Genomic DNA, 15,585 nt, shown 5'->3' with positions numbered 1-15,585 from the left:
GCCCGAATGGGGATCCAGTACCGGCTTCGTCCGCCCTTCTCCGACCTGGCCATCGCGACGGCCGTCGCCGCCATCGCCCTGGTCGGCGCGGCCATCGCGCCGCACGGATACACCAGGATGGACGCGTTCGGCTATCTGCTCCTGCTGACCGGCTCCTTCGCGCTCGTCGTGCGCCGCCGGGCGCCGGTCGCCGTGCTGCTGGTCACGACCGGGTGCGTCCTCGCCTACCTCGTCCGCGGCTACCCGGGCGTGGCCGCCGCCGAGCCGGTGATGGTCGCGCTGTTCACCGCCATGCGCGCCGGGCACCGGTTCGTCGTACTCGTCCCCAAGGCCGCCCTCGTCATCGCCGTGATCACCGATCTGACGCTGCACCACGGGGAACCGGTCCGGCAGGTGCTGCAGGACCGGTTCCTGCTGGCCGGGTGGCTGTTGGCCAGCGCGATGATGGGCGGCGCGTTCCGGCAGTGGGAGGCGTACGTCCGCGAGGCACGGGAGCGGGTGGCGGAGGCCGAGCGAACCCAGGAGGAGATGGCGCTGCGCCGCGCCGGTGAGGAACGCCTGCGGATCGCCCGCGAGCTGCACGACTCGCTGACCCACAGCATCTCCATCGTCAAGGTGCAGGTCGGGGTGGCGATCCACCTCGCCCGCAAGCGCGGCGAGCCGGTGCCCGAGGCCCTGCTGGCCATCCAGGAGGCCAGCGGCGAGGCGATGCGGGAGCTGCGCGCCACTCTGGAGGTGCTGCGCGACGGCGAGCCCGGCGGCAGTGGACTCGACCGGCTGCCGGACCTGGTGCGCCGGGCCCGGTCCGCGGGCCTGCCGGCCGACGTCACGGTCACCGGCCGGCCGCGTGACCTGCCGGCCGCGGTCGACCGCGCGGCGTACCGGATCGTCCAGGAGGCGCTGACCAACGTCGCCCGGCACGCCGGCCCGGCCGCCGCGTCCGTGCACCTCGGGTACGGCGGCGACACGCTGACGGTGCGGGTCGACGACGACGGGCGGGCCACGCCCGGAGCGCCCCCGGAGCCGGGCGTGGGGCTGACCGGGATGCGCGAGCGCGTCACGGCGCTCGGTGGGTCACTGCGCGCCGAGCCCCGCCCCGAGGGAGGCTTCACCGTCCACGCCGAACTCCCGATCGCGGACGAGCCCCGGACGGACGGCCACCCGATCCCCGCGCCCGCCCCGAACCGCGCCGCCGACCGGACCGCCGACCACGGCGCCGCCGGGCAGGCCGCCGATCAGGCCGTTCCCGGCCACGTCGTGCCCGGCCGGGTCGCCGCCGTCCGCGGCGAGGAGGCGGCGCTGTGATCCGCGTGCTGCTCGCCGACGACCAGGCGCTGATCCGCGCCGGGTTCCGTGCCCTGCTGCAGGCCGAGGACGACCTCGAGGTGGTCGCCGAGGCCGCCGACGGCCGGGAGGCCGTCGCGCTCGCCGCCGCCCACCTGCCCGACGTCGCCCTCCTCGACGTGCAGATGCCGGTCCTCGACGGCATCGAGGCGACCCGCCGGATCACCGCCGACGAGCGGATGTCCGGCGTCCACGTCGTCATGCTCACCAACTACGGGCTCGACGAGTACGTCTTCGACGCGCTCCGCGCGGGCGCGAGCGGCTTCCTCGTCAAGGACACCGAACCCACCGACCTGCTGCACGGCATCCGCGTCGCCGCGCGGGGCGACGCGCTGCTCGCCCCCGCCATCACCCGGCGGCTGATCAGGGAGTTCGTGTCCCGGCGCCCGCCCGCCGCCCCGGACGTGATGGACGTCCTGACCAACCGGGAGCGGGAGGTGACCGCGCTGGTCGCGCGCGGGATGTCGAACGACGAGATCGCCGCGCACATGGTGATCAGCCCGACGACGGCCAAGACCCACGTCAGCCGGGCGATGACGAAGCTGCGCACCCGCGACCGCGCCCAGCTCGTCGTCCTGGCCTACGAGTCGGGCCTGGTCAGGGCCGGCGACGGCTCCGCCGCGCCGTGGGAGCCCGACCACTGACGCCCGGAACGTCCGCCGTGGGCGGCGACGCTCGCGCGGTGGTACCGCGAACGCCCACAGAACGCCGGCGGTCGTACGGCGCCCGGCGTCGGTGGCGGACGTCGACCGCCCGGGCGCCGGCAGCAGCGGTGCCGGCGTCAGACCCGCGCGGCGCCGAACGTCCGACGGTAGGCGGCCGGGGCGACCCCCACGGCCGCGTGCAGGTGCTGGCGCAGGGACGCCGCAGTGCCCAGGCCGGCGCGCCCGGCCACCTGGTCGATCGGCAGGTCGGTGGTCTCCAGGAGCCGCCGGGCCTCCTCGATCCGCTGGCGGACCAGCCACTGCGCCGGGCTGAGGCCCGTCTCCGCGCGGAACCGGCGGGTGAAGGTGCGGACGCTCATCCCCGCCCGGCGCGCCAGCCGTGTGAGGTCGAGCGGCTCGTGCAGCCGCTCCAGGGCCCAGGCGCGGGTCTCCGCCGTCGAGGAGCCCGCGGGCGACGGCAGCGGCCGCTCGATGAACTGCGACTGCCCGCCCTCCCGCCACGGCGGCATCACCGAACGCCGGGCCGCGTGGTTCGCCACGGCGCTGCCGTGGTCCCGGCGGATGACGTGCAGGCACAGGTCCACCCCGGCCCCCACCCCGGCCGAGGTCAGCACGTCGCCGTCGTCCACGAACAGGACGTCCGGGTCCAGCGGCACCGTGGGGTGGAGCGCGCGGAACAGGTCCGCGTGCGCCCAGTGCGTCGTCGCCGGGCGGCCGTCCAGCACGCCCGCGGCGGCCAGGACGAACGCGCCGGTGCAGATCGACATGAGCCGCGCGTCCGGGCGTCGCCGGGCCAGGGCCGCGGCCACCGGCGGCTCCAGGGTGCCGTCCTCCAGCGCCGCGCCGCCGTGCACCCCCGGCACCACGACCGTGTCGGCCTCCGCCAGGATCTCCGGCCCGTGGTCGGGAACGGCCGCGAACCCGGCCGAGGTGCGCACCGGCCCGCCGTCCGCGGTGCAGACGCGGACCCGGTAGTAGGGTCGTCCGCCGGCGTCCCGCGCCGCGCCGAAGATCTGCGACGGAACCCCCAGGTCGAACGCGACGACGTCGTTCAGGGCGAGGACGACCACCTCATGCGGCATGGCCCGATTCTTTCACATGTTGGCTTTCGGGCCACTCGTCGCGGGAGCCGCCGGCGGCGAGACTCCATCGGGTGACCCAGACACTTCCCGACACACCGGTACGGACCCGCCCGCGCCTGCACCGTGCCTGGATCGTCGCCGCGGTGACCCTCATCGCCCTCGTCGGCGCCGCCGGGTTCCGCGCCACCCCCGGCGTCCTCATCGACCCCCTCCGCGCCGAGTTCGGCTGGCCACGGGGCACCATCTCCGCCGCCGTCTCGGTCAACCTCCTGCTGTACGGCCTGACGTCCCCGTTCGCGGCCGCCCTGATGGACCGGTTCGGGATGCGCAGGGTGGTGTCCGCCGCGCTTCTGCTCGTGGCGGTGGGCAGCGGGCTGACGGTCTTCATGACCGCGCCGTGGCAGCTCGTCGCCTGCTGGGGCGTGCTGATCGGCCTCGGGACCGGATCGATGGCCATGGCCTTCGTCGCCACCGTCACCTCCCGGTGGTTCGTCGCACGCCGGGGCCTGGTGACCGGCGTGCTCACGGCGGCGGGCGCCGCCGGGCAGCTGGTCTTCCTGCCGGTCCTGGCGCACCTGACCCACATGCACGGCTGGCGGACCGCCGCGGTGACCGTCTGCGTCGCCGCGCTGGCCGTCGTGCCGCTGGTCGTGCTCCTCCTGCGCGACCACCCCGCGGACGTCGGCCTCCCGCCGTACGGCGCCGACGAGATCGTCCCCAAGCCGCACAACGCGGGGGCGGCACGGCGGGCGCTCGGCTCGCTCGCCACGGCCGCCCGGACGCCCGTCTTCTGGTTGCTGGCGGGCGGCTTCGCGATCTGCGGCGCGTCCACGAACGGCCTCGTCGGCACGCACTTCATCCCGGCCGCGCACGACCACGGCATGCCGGAGACGACCGCCGCGAGCCTGCTGGCCCTCGTGGGGATCTTCGACGTGGTCGGCACGATCTTCTCCGGCTGGCTCACCGACCGGGTCGACTCCCGGGTGCTGCTCGGCGTCTACTACGCCCTACGCGGATGCTCGCTGCTCGTGCTGCCGAGCCTGTTCGCCCGGACCGCGCACCCGAGCATGCTCGTGTTCATCATCTTCTACGGCCTGGACTGGGTCGCCACGGTGCCGCCGACGGTCGCCCTGTGCCGGGAGCACTTCCAGATGAGCGGACCGATCGTCTTCGGCTGGGTCTTCGCCTCCCATCAGATCGGCGCCGCGGCCGCCGCCGTCACCGCCGGCGTCATCCGGGACCGCCTCGGCGACTACGCGGCCGCCTGGTACGGCGCCGGGGCCCTGTGCCTCCTCGCCGCACTCCTGTCGATCCGGATCAAGAGACGGGTCATGGCGACGTAAAACGCTTTGCCTTTTGTTTACCGAGACTTCGTACGAGCCGCTTACAGTGCGGAACGTGCCCGAGACGCTGGCCGAGGAGCTGCTGCTCCTCGCCTATGACCTGCGCGGAAAGTGCCGCATCGGCCCGGTCGAACTCGACTGCGGGGTCGCCGGCGCGATGCTGTCGGAGCTGAGGCTCGCCGACCGGCTCCGGTTGGACGGCACGGTGCTGGCCGTCGCCGACGCCGAGCCCGTCGGCGACCCGATCCTCGACGGACTGCTCGCCGACATCGCGGCCTCGCCCCGCGGCCGGACCCCGCAGGAGTGGGTCACCCGGCTGCGCGCGACCGACCATCAGCAGCGGCTGCTGGCGCGCCTGGCCGACCGCGGCCAGGTCGCCGTCGACCGCCACCGCCTCCACCGTACGTTCGGCGTCTTCGTCGAGACCCGCTATCCCGTACGGGACATCGTCGGGCTGTGGGAGGCGCAGCAGCGCGTGGTCGCGGCCGTCACGACGAGCGCGCCCGCCGACGCCCGTACCCTCGCCCTCGGCGCGCTGGTGGCCGGCGCGGGGCTGAGCAAGCCGGTGTTCGCCACGTCGGGGAACTGGCGCGTGCTCCGCGACCGGATGCGCGCGATGACCGAGGGCGACTGGATCGCCGACGCCGTACGCCGGGCCCTCGCCGTGGAACTCGGGAGCGTCTCCGTCTGAGCGCCCGCCGAGGTCCTCCGCCCCGTACGGCGGGTCCGCCTCGTGCGGCGGGAGGCCCGCGCCGTACGCCGATCGCCCGGCGCCGGCGCCCTCTCCGCCGGCCGGGCGGGCATGACGGGCTCCCGCGCCCGCGAGGGTCAGCGGCCGGAAACGGTCATCGACAGGTCGGTCAGGCGGTCCTGCTCGTCGAACCGCGCGACGCAGGAGCCGCCGTCCGGCAGCTTCGCGGTGATCGACGTCTCGGTCTGCCGGTACGGCAGGCGGTGGTGGCTGAAGAACCGCAGCACGGTCAGCCGGTGGTCGGCCGGGAAGAGCGAGAGGCCATCGGTGATCAGCCGCGGCGCCGTGACGGAGTCCCACACGGTGCCGGGCACGGCCGGGTCGCGGACCGCGAAGTAGGCGACGCCGCCGTCGTAGCGGCCGGAGATCGTCCCGCTGAGGCCGAGGAGGCCGTTCGTGACCGCGGCGACCAGCTCGCCGCCGTTCTGCGCCGGCCCCTCGTACCAGGCCAGATCCAGCTCGCGCGTCGTCATCTCGGGCACGCCGAGCCGGGAGCCCATGGGACGCGGATTCAGCACCGCCGGATGCTCCGGGCCGAACTGCGGATTGGCCCAGCCCCACAACCAGCTGCGGTCCTTCTCGGCGAAGCTCCCGACCAGGGCGACGTGCAACGTGACGTCACCCTTGGTGTACGTGCCGCTCGCCAGGTCGGTGGTCCAGTCGCCGTTCGCCGGCAGTACCCCCGCCAGGACCTCCTGCTGCTGGGCGGCGACGGCCGCGTACGCGGCTCCGAGCCGCTCGAAGGCCGGGCTGAATCCAGACATGCCGGGCACACTATCTCAGAAGATGCAAGGACCGGAGCAGGCCAGGAGGCGTCCAGGTTGAGGCGCTACCCTGCCTTGTTCACCGAACGCCGGGGGAGGGCGAGTGGCGAGCCGGATACGCATCGGACTGCTGGCGGCACTTGCGATCACGGTGCTGGGAGTGCCCGTCGGGCTGTTGTGGGTCGCGATCGCGCCTCGGACGGCCTACCAGGTCTCGGGCGGCAAGGGCCTCCTCGCCGATCCGGAGACCCAGACACTGATCGCGGCGGACGGTTGGTTCGCCGTGCTGACCGCCGCCGCGGGCCTGCTCTGCGGCCTCGCCGCCTATGTGCTGGCCGGGCGGGTGGGGGACCTGGGCCCGCTCGCGGGGATCGCGGCGGGCGGTGTCGCGGCCGCGGTCGTCGCCTGGCGGCTGGGGCACCTCATCGGTGAGAGCGCCTACCAGCACGCGCTACGGACGGCCGGCGACGGGGCGCTCGCCCGCGCCCCGCTCGGCCTGCACGCCCTCGGCGTGGTCCTCGCCTGGCCGCTGACGGCGGTCGTGGTGTTCGGCCTGCTGGAGGCGCTGGACGTGGCGCACCGGGAGTCGCGCGGCCGGCTAGCCGCGGGCGATGCCGGCGGTCGACGCTCCGGTCAGCCGGACCAGGTCGGCGGGGGAGAGCTCGATCTGCAGGCCGCGCCGACCGGCCGAGACGTAGATGGTCGGGAACCCTGACGCGGAGGAGTCGACCACCGTCGGCAGCCGCTTGCGCTGCCCGAGCGGGCTGATGCCGCCACGGACGTACCCGGTGACGCGTTCGGCGTGCGCGGGGTCGGCCATGGCGGCGCGCTTGCCCCCGGCCGCGGCGGCCAGTGCCTTGAGGTCCAGCGAGGAGGAGACCGGCACGACCGCGACGGTGAGGTCGCCGTCCACCTCGGTGACCAGGGTCTTGAAGAGCCGGTCGTGAGAGACCCCGAGGGCGTCGGCGGCGGCCTCGCCGTAGGAGTCCGCGTCCGGATCGGTCTCGTACGGGTGCAGGGTGAACTCGATTCCGGCGCGGGTCGCCGACACGGTCGCGGGCGTGCCCTTGCCGCCCGATCGCCGGTTCGATGCCACTGGTGTCTGTTTCCTTCCGAGAGTCAGTTCGGGCTGACGGTGCCGCCGAGGAACTCCGACGCCGGCACGGCGGGGAACACCTTCAGGAGGAGGTTCTCCCGGCGCAGCAGGTCGTACTCCAGATGGAGCCGGGTCGCGGCGTCCTCGGCCTGCAGCAGTCGCTGCTTGTCGTGGCGGTCCAGGACCATCGAGGCGGCGACCACGTAGGACAGCTGGACCGGCTGCTCCGGGAGGTCGTCGAGCTCGGTCACCTCGGCGCCGTGCTCGGTCAGCCGGTCGCAGTAGCGGTGGAACAGCCTGGTCACCGGCTCGGTGATCTTGTCGGCTTCCGGCCCGCTCTCCTCGGGCAGCATCGTCACGTCGGCGCGGAGGTAGCTCAGGGAGTCGTCGACGTCCTCGATCCGGAACCGCGTGCCGCCGCTGGTGACCACGTCGTAGCGGCCGTCGTCGTGCCGCTGGACCCCGCGGAGCTCCGCGGTGCAGCCGACCGCGGCGAGCCGGCGGGCGGCGCCGGGACCGACCTCGTGGCCGAGCTCGATGGAGACGACGCCGAACCGGAAGGGCTCTTGGCCTTCGAGGAGGTCGCGCATGAGGTCGCGGTACCGCTCCTCGAAGATCTGGAGGGGCAGCACCAGCCCCGGGAACAGCACGGCTCCCAGCGGAAAGATCGGCAGCCGTTCGGTCACGGCGTTCAGCGTACGACGTCAGAGCGGCCGCCGTCGCGCGCGTTTTCGTGATCTACAACGTAAAGGCGATCGCTCGGACGACCGACGACCGGTCGGAGGTCACCGGTCGGATGGTGTGACCGTAGTCACCTTGGACTAGATCGCGTCAACCGGCACACACCACCGCGAGCTGCGGGGTTACGGTCGGACGACCGCGCGGCCCCGCCGTCGCGGTACGGCGGTACCTCCCGCCGGCTTGTCGTTCGGAGGCCCTTATGTGGCTGAACATGTTGTTTTTGGCGATTGCCAGTCTTTGCGTCGGATTCGTACTCGGCTGGATCGTCGCCCGCCCCCGCCGCTGGGGCGGCTTTCCCACCGGCGGCCCGGCCGCCGCGGACCAGCAGGAGAGCTGGGAGCAGTTCACCGGAGGCACGCGGCCGGGGGTGTAGCGCCGAGGCCTAGGGTGGGCGCATGCGCGTGTACGTCGTCGACGCCTTCACCGACCGGCCGTTCGCGGGCAATCCCGCGGGGGTCTGCCCGCTGACCGACCCGGCGGACGCCGGCTGGATGCAGCGCGTCGCGGCGGAGCTCAACCTGTCCGAGACGGCGTTCCCGCGCCCTGTCGAGGCCGCCTCGGGGGCGGCGGGGCGTAGCCAGGGGGGTGAAGTACGGCCCGACTTCGAGCTGCGGTGGTTCACGCCCGCCGTCGAGGTCGCCCTCTGCGGCCACGCCACCCTCGGCGCCGCGCACGTGCTGTACGAGACCGGGGCCGTCCCCTGCGACCGGCCGATCCGCTTCCAGACCCTGCGCAGCGGCGTGCTGACCGTACGGCGGGAGGACGATCTGCTCGCCATGGACTTCCCTGCCGTCCCTCCGACGAAGGCCGACCCGCCCGCCGGCCTGGCCGAGGCCCTCGGCGCCGAGCCGCTCTGGACCGGGCGCAACGGCCAGAACGACGTCCTGGTCGTCCTCCCGGACGCCACGACCGTCCGCTCGCTGCGACCCGATCAGCACGCGCTCGGCCGGATCGACGCCCGGGGGATCTGCGTCACCGCGCCCGGCGAGGACCACGACTTCGTGTCCCGCTTCTTCGCGCCGAGGGTCGGAGTCCCCGAGGACCCGGTGACCGGGTCGGCGCACTGCATGCTGGCGCCCTACTGGGCCGAGCGCCTGGGCCGCGCCGAACTGGTGGCCTACCAGGCGTCGGCGCGCGGGGGAGAGGTGCGCCTGTCGGTCCGCGACGACCGCGTCATCCTGCGCGGCGGCGCCACAACCGTCATCGAAGGCACCCTCCACGCCTGATCCTCGGCATCTTTCGTGATCACTGGCACCTGCCGCCGATAGAGAGCAGTGACCGCAAGTGATCACGTCGGCTTAATTGGGGGACATGGAGCTGCTCCTCGGCGACCACCGTGACCAGCTCCTTCGACGGTGACGCGCCGATCAGCGCCTCCACCAGGGCGGAGCTGTCGATGACGGTGATGTCACTTGCGTACTTCTGACGTCTCGTTGGGTGAGACGGGCGTCCGGGCAGGTGGAGCTCCTTCGTAGACTGATCAGGTGATATCCCGTATCGACCTGCGCGGGTCCCTGCCGGACGACCTGCGCTCCGTGCTGCCGAGAGCCGAGCTCGACGTTGAGGCCGCCCTGGAGAAGGTGCGGCCCATCTGCGATGACGTACGCCATCGTGGCGCCGAGGCCGTACGGGACTACACCGCGCGCTTCGACGGGATCGAGGTCGAGTCGCTGCGGGTGCCCGAGGCGGCCATCGGCCGTGCCCTCGAAGAACTCGACCCCGCCGTCCGCGACGCGCTCGAGGAGTGCGTCCGCCGCACCCGTGTCGTCCACCGCGCTCAGCGGCGCACCGACGTCACCACGCAGGTGGTGCCCGGCGGCACCGTCACCGAACGCTGGGTGCCGGTGGAACGGGTCGGGCTCTACGTCCCCGGCGGTCAGGCCGTCTACCCCTCCAGCGTCGTCATGAACGTCGTGCCCGCGCAGGAGGCGGGGGTCGAGTCCCTCGCCGTCACCTCGCCGGCGCAGCAGGAGTTCGGGGGCCTGCCGCACCCGACGATCCTCGCCACGTGCGCCCTGCTCGGCGTCGACGAGGTGTACGCCGCGGGCGGCGCGCAGGCCATCGCGATGTTCGCCTACGGCACCGAGGAGTGCCGGCGCGCCGACATGGTCACCGGGCCCGGCAACATCTGGGTCGCGGCCGCCAAGCGGCTGCTCAAGGGCGTCATCGGCATCGACTCCGAGGCCGGTCCGACCGAGGTCGCGGTGCTGGCCGACGCCACCGCGGACCCGGTGCACGTCGCCGCGGACCTGATCAGCCAGGCCGAGCACGACACGCTGGCCGCCGCCGTCCTGGTCACCGACTCCGAGGAGCTCGCCGCCGCGGTCGAGCGCGAGCTGACCGAGCAGGTCACGCGGACCAAGCACACCGAGCGGATCACCGCGGCCCTGGCCGGCCGCCAGTCCGGGATCGTGCTCGTCGACGACGTCGACGCCGGGCTGAAGGTCGTCGACGCGTACGCCGCCGAGCACCTGGAGATCCAGACCGCCGACGCCCGCACCGTCGCGAGCCGGGTGCGCAACGCCGGCGCGATCTTCGTCGGGCCGCACGCCCCGGTGTCGCTCGGCGACTACATGGCCGGCTCGAACCACGTGCTGCCCACGGGCGGGTGCGCCTGCCACTCCAGCGGCCTGTCGGTGCAGACCTTCCTGCGCGGCATCCACGTCGTCGACTACGACGAGGCCGCCCTGGCGGACGTGACCGGGCGGGTCGTCACGCTCGCCGAGGCCGAGGACCTGCCCGCCCACGGCGCCGCCATGAAGGCCCGGTTCGATTGGGGTATCCCCGAGTGACGTCCTTGAGCGACCTTCCGATCCGCGACGACCTGCGGGGGCGGGAGCCGTACGGCGCGCCGCAGCTCGACGTGCCGGTGCGGCTCAACACGAACGAGAACCCCTACCCGCCGTCGCCGCGACTGGTCGAGGCGCTCGGCCGCGCGGTCGCCGAGGTCGCCGGAGGACTCAACCGCTACCCCGACCGCGACGCCGTCGAGCTGCGCAAGGACCTCGCCGACTACCTCGGCCACGGCGTCACCGCCCAGCAGGTCTGGGCGGCCAACGGCTCGAACGAGATCATTCAGCAGATCCTGCAGGCGTTCGGCGGCCCCGGCCGTACCGCGCTGGGCTTCGAACCGTCGTACTCCATGCACCCGATCATCACGCGGGTCAGCGGCACCGAGTGGATCGACGCGTACCGCGACGAGGACTTCGGGCTGGAGGCCGAGCGCGCGGTCGCGGCGATCGAGGAGCACCGTCCCGACATCGTGTTCCTGACCTCGCCGAACAACCCGACGGGCACCTCTCTGCCGCTCGAGGCGATCGAGGCGGTCCTGGCCGTCGCGCCGGGCATGGTGGTGGTCGACGAGGCGTACGCCGAGTTCCGCCGGCAGGGCACGCCGAGCGCGCTCTCGCTGCTGCCCGGCAACCCCCGGCTGATCGTCACGCGGACGATGAGTAAGGCGTTCGCTATGGCGGGCACCCGGGTCGGCTATCTCGCCGCGGACCCCGCCGTCATCGACGCGCTGCTGCTCGTGCGCCTGCCGTACCACCTCTCGGCGGTGACGCAGACGGTGGCGCGCACCGCCATCGCCTACCAGGGCGAGCTGCTGGGCGCGGTCGAAACGCTGCGCGCCGAGCGGGACGCCCTCGTCGGCTGGCTGCGCGGGGAGGGCTTCGAGGTGGCCGACTCCGACGCCAACTTCGTGCTGTTCGGCCGGTTCGCCGACCGGCGGGCGGTCTGGCAGGGCGTCCTGGACCGCGGCGTGCTGATCCGCGAGGTCGGTCCGCCGGAGTGGCTGCGGGTCAGCGTCGGCACACCGGAAGAGATGGCGGCCTTCCGCGCCGCCCTCAAGGCGGCCCTGTGAGCGGGCGCGCGTCGTCTGGACCGAGGAGCGCAGGGAGCGAAGCGACCGGAGCGACGAGGGAAGACGGCGCGTTGGGCGCCGGCGAACCGCGCTCGCGCCAGCGAGCGCAGTCCAACACGAGTTCCAACGGAGGAGAGAAGCGGATGCGCACCGGACGCGTCGAGCGGGGCACGAAGGAGACGCAGGTCGTCGTGGAGGTCGACCTGGACGGCACCGGGCGGGTGGACGTCGCCACCGGCGTCGGCTTCTTCGACCACATGCTGACGCAGCTCGGCAAGCACGGGTCGTTCGACCTGACCGTGAAGACCTCCGGTGACCTGCACATCGACAGTCACCACACGATCGAGGACACCGCGATCGCCCTCGGCCAGGCGTTCCGCGAGGCCCTGGGCGACAAGTCCGGCATCCGGCGGTTCGCCGACGCGAGCGTGCCGCTGGACGAGACGCTCGCCCAGGTGACGGTCGACCTGTCCGGCCGGCCGTACCTCGTGCACACCGAGCCGGAGGGCATCGCCCCGATGATCGGCCCGGACTACGACACGACGATGACCCGCCACATCTTCGAGGCGTTCGTGTTCAACGCCGCGATCTGCCTGCACGTGCACGTCCCGTACGGGCGCAACGCGCATCACATCGTCGAGGCGCAGTTCAAGGCCCTGGCGCGGGCGCTGCGGGACGCCGTCGCCCACGACCCCCGCGCGCACGGCATCCCTTCGACGAAGGGCATGTTGTGAAGAACGTCGTCGTCCTCGACTACGGATCGGGCAACCTCCGCTCCGCCGAGCGCGCCGTCGCCCGTGCCGGGGCGGACGTCACCGTGACCGCCGACTTCGACGCCGCGCTGAACGCCGACGGCCTGGTGGTCCCGGGCGTCGGCGCCTTCGCGGCGTGCATGAGCGGGCTGCGCGGCGTCCGCGGTGAGCAGATCATCGGCCGTCGGCTCGCGGGCGGCCGCCCGGTGCTCGGCATCTGCGTCGGCATGCAGATCCTGTTCGAGAAGGGCGTGGAGCACGGGATCACCACCGACGGCTGCGCCGAGTGGCCGGGCGTGGTGGAGCGGATCGAGGCGCCGATCCTGCCGCACATGGGCTGGAACACCGTCGAGTCGCCGGAGGGCACCGTGCTGTTCGCGGGCCTGGACCCCGACACGCGGTTCTACTTCGTGCACTCGTACGGCGTGCGCCGCTGGGACATGCCGCCCGGCCGGTTCACCCCGCCGCTGGTGACCTGGAGCGAGCACGGCGAGCGCTTCGTCGCGGCGGTGGAGAACGGCCCGCTGAGCGCCACGCAGTTCCACCCGGAGAAGTCCGGCGACGCCGGCGCCGTCGTCCTGAAGAACTGGCTGTCGACGCTCTGATGAGCAAGGAGCGTCAGCGGCGCCGGGCGGAACGGGAGGCGGCGCGGCAGCGCGCCGCAGCCGAGGCCGCCCGCCGGGACGCGCGTCGGGCGCGGCGCCGGGCCCGGATCGCCCGGGTCACGGGGCTCCTGCCGCGCCGGTCCGGGCGCCCGGGCGGGATCCTCGCCCGGCGGCGCCGCGAGCAGAACGCCATCGTCGCGGTGGTCTTCGTGCTCATCCAGGTGGTCGCCTGGATATACCTGTCCTCGTGGACCGGGCGGCTCGGGGTGCTGGCCCTGTCGGTGTTCCTGGTCCCTGTGTTCGTCACGCTCGCCTTCGACCGGAGGTCTTAAGACATGTCCCTGGTACTGTTGCCCGCCGTCGACGTCGCGGCCGGTCAGGCCGTACGTCTGGTGCAGGGGGAGGCCGGCACCGAGACCTCGTACGGTGAGCCGGTCGAGGCGGCCCTGGCCTGGCAGAGCGCGGGCGCGGAGTGGGTCCACCTGGTCGACCTGGACGCCGCGTTCGGCCGGGGGTCCAACCGCGAGCTGCTCGCCGGCGTGATCGGCAAGCTGGACGTGAAGGTGGAGCTGTCCGGCGGGATCCGCGACGACGACTCTCTGGCGGCGGCGCTGGCGACCGGCTGCTCGCGGGTCAACATCGGCACCGCCGCGCTGGAGAACCCCGACTGGTGCCGGAAGATCATCGCCGAGCACGGGGACAAGATCGCGGTGGGGCTGGACGTGCGCGGAACCACGCTCGCGGCACGGGGCTGGACCCGCGAGGGCGGCGACCTGTGGGAGGTGCTGGAGCGCCTGGAGGCGGACGGCTGCCCGCGCTACGTCGTCACGGACGTGACCAAGGACGGCACCCTCCGCGGGCCGAACACCGACCTGCTCCGCGAGGTCTGCGCCCGCACCGACCGCCCCGTGATCGCCTCGGGCGGCGTCTCGTCACTGGACGACCTGCGCGCGCTCGCCGGGCTGGTGCCGGTGGGCGTCGAGGGCGCCATCGTCGGCAAGGCCCTGTACGCCGGCGCGTTCACCCTGGAAGAGGCCCTGGCCACGGTGGGAGCGGTCGCGTGATCAAGCGGATCTCCTCCGGCGGTCCCTGGGAGGACATCGTCGGGTATTCACGGGTGGTCGTGGCCGGGCCGTGGGTGCTCGTCGCGGGCTGCACCTCGACGGTGGACGGCGAGGTACGGTACGAGAACGACGCGTACGGCCAGACGAAGACCGCGTTCGGCATCGCGCTGCAGGCCGTGGAGAAGACCGGCGCCTCGGTCGAGGACGTCGTGCGGACCCGCATGTACGTCCGGGACATCGCCGACGCCGAGGCCGTGGGCCGGGCGCACCGCGAGCTCTTCGGCGAGGTCCGCCCGGCCGCGACGATGATCGAGGTCTCGGCCTTCATCGACCACCGGATGCTGGTGGAGATCGAGGTGGATGCCTACTCCGAGGCGCTGCAGGACGGAGATAAGCCATGACGGTCGCGGTTCGGGTGATTCCCTGCCTGGACGTCGACGCCGGGCGGGTGGTCAAGGGGGTCAACTTCGAGAACCTCCGGGACGCCGGCGACCCGGTCGAGCTGGCCCGGCGCTACGACGCCGAAGGCGCCGACGAGGTCACCTTCCTCGACATCACCGCCTCCAGCGGCGGCCGCGAGACGACGTACGAGGTCGTGCGCCGTACGGCCGAGCAGGTGTTCATCCCGCTGACCGTGGGCGGCGGCGTCCGTACCGTCGACGACGTCGACCGGCTGCTGCGGGCCGGCGCGGACAAGGTGTCGATCAACACCGCGGCGATCGCCCGGCCGGAGTTCCTCCGGGAGGCGGCGCACCGGTTCGGCTCGCAGTGCATCGTACTGTCGGTGGACGCCCGCCGGTCCGGGTCCGGGTTCGAGGTCACCACGCACGGCGGGCGGCGCGGCACCGGCCTGGACGCGATCGAGTGGGCGCGGCGCGGCGAGGAGCTGGGCGTCGGGGAGATCCTGCTGAACTCCATGGACGCCGACGGCACCAAGAACGGCTTCGACCTGGAGATGCTGCGCGCCGTACGCGCGGTGGTGAGCGTCCCGGTCATCGCGAGCGGGGGAGCCGGCGCGATCGAGCACTTCGCCCCCGCGATCGACGCGGGCGCCGACGCGGTACTGGCCGCGAGCGTGTTCCACTTCGGCGACCTCAAGATCGGCGACGTCAAGGAGTCGCTGCGCGGAGCCGGCCACCCGGTCCGCTGACGAGCGGCGCCGCCCCGCGACATCCGGCATGCGGTCCCGGCGCCGCTCCGCACCCACCCTGGCGCGGTCCCAGGGCCGCTCCGCGCCCACCCTGGTACGCGGTTGCGGCGCCGCGCCGTACTCACCCCGGCGCGCCGTCCTGGCACCGCGCCGTACGGCGCCTCGGCGCCGCGCCGCGCACCGCCCGCCACGCCGCCCCCGGCTGATCACCGTGCCCGCCCCGGTCCGTGTTTCCGCACGCCACGGGGACGGGCGGCGGTGACGTACGTCTCGAATCCGCTTCCGTGAAGCATGTTCACCTTTGATCGGGGCAAAGGTGGGGCGTGTCCCCCTGGAGCGACCTGAGCCTTCCCCCGGCGTCCGGCG

General features: G+C 73.4%; 19 protein-coding genes. 15 read left to right on the top strand and 4 right to left on the bottom strand.

The window, feature by feature from the left end; all coding sequences use genetic code 11:
- The first annotated feature begins 6 nt into the window (after window positions 1-6).
- A complete protein-coding gene (locus tag ABD978_RS37415; protein WP_345365239.1) occupies window positions 7-1,305 on the top strand; it encodes a sensor histidine kinase in 1,299 nt (432 codons plus the stop codon).
- Window positions 1,302-1,988 carry a response regulator gene (locus ABD978_RS37410; protein WP_345365237.1) on the top strand — a complete coding sequence of 229 codons (687 nt, stop codon included), beginning with the start codon at window positions 1,302-1,304 and terminating at the stop codon, window positions 1,986-1,988. Before ABD978_RS37415 ends, ABD978_RS37410 begins: the two co-directional genes overlap by 4 nt.
- A 137-nt stretch (window positions 1,989-2,125) precedes the next feature.
- Here ABD978_RS37410 and ABD978_RS37405 read toward each other — a convergent pair whose 3' ends face one another.
- Entirely contained in the window at window positions 2,126-3,091 is a 966-nt protein-coding gene (locus tag ABD978_RS37405; RefSeq protein ID WP_345365235.1) for a GlxA family transcriptional regulator, read from the bottom strand.
- 71 nt (window positions 3,092-3,162) lie between these two features.
- Here ABD978_RS37405 and ABD978_RS37400 point away from each other — a divergent pair, with 71 nt between their 5' ends.
- Window positions 3,163-4,434 carry an MFS transporter gene (locus ABD978_RS37400; RefSeq protein WP_345365233.1) on the top strand — a complete coding sequence of 424 codons (1,272 nt, stop codon included), beginning with the start codon at window positions 3,163-3,165 and terminating at the stop codon, window positions 4,432-4,434.
- A 55-nt stretch (window positions 4,435-4,489) separates the two neighbouring features.
- Complete coding sequence (locus ABD978_RS37395) at window positions 4,490-5,125, top strand: GOLPH3/VPS74 family protein (protein ID WP_345365231.1); 636 nt, start codon at window positions 4,490-4,492, stop codon at window positions 5,123-5,125.
- A 137-nt stretch (window positions 5,126-5,262) separates the two neighbouring features.
- On the opposite strand, the gene ABD978_RS37390 is transcribed toward ABD978_RS37395, so the two are convergent.
- Window positions 5,263-5,949, bottom strand: a complete 687-nt coding sequence (locus ABD978_RS37390; protein WP_345365229.1) for a DUF6882 domain-containing protein — start codon at window positions 5,947-5,949, stop codon at window positions 5,263-5,265.
- Between the two features lie 103 nt (window positions 5,950-6,052).
- Between ABD978_RS37390 and ABD978_RS37385 the strand changes: the two genes are divergently transcribed.
- Complete coding sequence (locus ABD978_RS37385) at window positions 6,053-6,664, top strand: hypothetical protein (RefSeq protein WP_345365227.1); 612 nt, start codon at window positions 6,053-6,055, stop codon at window positions 6,662-6,664.
- Here the strand turns inward: ABD978_RS37385 and ybaK are convergent.
- Window positions 6,548-7,045, bottom strand: a complete 498-nt coding sequence (gene ybaK, locus ABD978_RS37380; protein WP_345365225.1) for a Cys-tRNA(Pro) deacylase — start codon at window positions 7,043-7,045, stop codon at window positions 6,548-6,550. The two genes, ABD978_RS37385 and ybaK, sit on opposite strands and share 117 nt — an antisense overlap.
- 23 nt (window positions 7,046-7,068) lie before the next feature.
- A complete protein-coding gene (locus tag ABD978_RS37375; RefSeq protein WP_345365223.1) occupies window positions 7,069-7,731 on the bottom strand; it encodes an LON peptidase substrate-binding domain-containing protein in 663 nt (220 codons plus the stop codon).
- Window positions 7,732-8,006: 275 nt separating this feature from the next.
- On the opposite strand from ABD978_RS37375, the gene ABD978_RS37370 reads away from it, so the two are divergent.
- The 10 genes from ABD978_RS37370 (at window position 8,007) to hisF (ending at window position 15,219) form a co-directional block, all read left to right on the top strand.
- Complete coding sequence (locus ABD978_RS37370) at window positions 8,007-8,159, top strand: hypothetical protein (protein WP_345365221.1); 153 nt, start codon at window positions 8,007-8,009, stop codon at window positions 8,157-8,159.
- A 22-nt stretch (window positions 8,160-8,181) separates the two neighbouring features.
- Window positions 8,182-9,012 carry a PhzF family phenazine biosynthesis protein gene (locus ABD978_RS37365; RefSeq protein WP_345365220.1) on the top strand — a complete coding sequence of 277 codons (831 nt, stop codon included), beginning with the start codon at window positions 8,182-8,184 and terminating at the stop codon, window positions 9,010-9,012.
- Between the two features lie 258 nt (window positions 9,013-9,270).
- A complete protein-coding gene (hisD, locus tag ABD978_RS37360; RefSeq protein ID WP_345365218.1) occupies window positions 9,271-10,578 on the top strand; it encodes a histidinol dehydrogenase in 1,308 nt (435 codons plus the stop codon).
- The gene (locus ABD978_RS37355; RefSeq protein ID WP_345365216.1) at window positions 10,575-11,648 is read left to right on the top strand and encodes a histidinol-phosphate transaminase; all 1,074 of its coding nucleotides are present in this window, start codon (window positions 10,575-10,577) and stop codon (window positions 11,646-11,648) included. The genes hisD and ABD978_RS37355 overlap by 4 nt, the downstream gene beginning before the upstream one ends.
- A gap of 143 nt (window positions 11,649-11,791) precedes the next feature.
- Window positions 11,792-12,382: an imidazoleglycerol-phosphate dehydratase HisB gene (hisB, locus tag ABD978_RS37350; protein ID WP_345365214.1), complete on the top strand. Its 591-nt coding sequence runs from the start codon at window positions 11,792-11,794 to the stop codon at window positions 12,380-12,382.
- Window positions 12,379-13,005, top strand: a complete 627-nt coding sequence (gene hisH / locus ABD978_RS37345) for an imidazole glycerol phosphate synthase subunit HisH (RefSeq protein ID WP_345365212.1) — start codon at window positions 12,379-12,381, stop codon at window positions 13,003-13,005. Before hisB ends, hisH begins: the two co-directional genes overlap by 4 nt.
- Window positions 13,005-13,337: a hypothetical protein gene (locus ABD978_RS37340; RefSeq protein WP_345365210.1), complete on the top strand. Its 333-nt coding sequence runs from the start codon at window positions 13,005-13,007 to the stop codon at window positions 13,335-13,337. The genes hisH and ABD978_RS37340 overlap by 1 nt, the downstream gene beginning before the upstream one ends.
- Before the next feature lie 3 nt (window positions 13,338-13,340).
- Window positions 13,341-14,069, top strand: a complete 729-nt coding sequence (gene priA / locus ABD978_RS37335) for a bifunctional 1-(5-phosphoribosyl)-5-((5-phosphoribosylamino)methylideneamino)imidazole-4-carboxamide isomerase/phosphoribosylanthranilate isomerase PriA (protein WP_345365208.1) — start codon at window positions 13,341-13,343, stop codon at window positions 14,067-14,069.
- Window positions 14,066-14,470, top strand: a complete 405-nt coding sequence (locus tag ABD978_RS37330) for a RidA family protein (RefSeq protein WP_345365206.1) — start codon at window positions 14,066-14,068, stop codon at window positions 14,468-14,470. Before priA ends, ABD978_RS37330 begins: the two co-directional genes overlap by 4 nt.
- Complete coding sequence (gene hisF / locus ABD978_RS37325) at window positions 14,467-15,219, top strand: imidazole glycerol phosphate synthase subunit HisF (RefSeq protein WP_345365204.1); 753 nt, start codon at window positions 14,467-14,469, stop codon at window positions 15,217-15,219. The genes ABD978_RS37330 and hisF overlap by 4 nt, the downstream gene beginning before the upstream one ends.
- Window positions 15,220-15,585 lie beyond the last annotated feature (366 nt).

The sequence above is a fragment of the Actinoallomurus liliacearum genome (assembly GCF_039542035.1).
Lineage (GTDB): Bacteria > Actinomycetota > Actinomycetes > Streptosporangiales > Streptosporangiaceae > Actinoallomurus > Actinoallomurus liliacearum.
The sequence above is the reverse complement of the archived record's forward strand: the minus strand, read 5'-3'. Positions and strand labels throughout refer to the sequence as shown.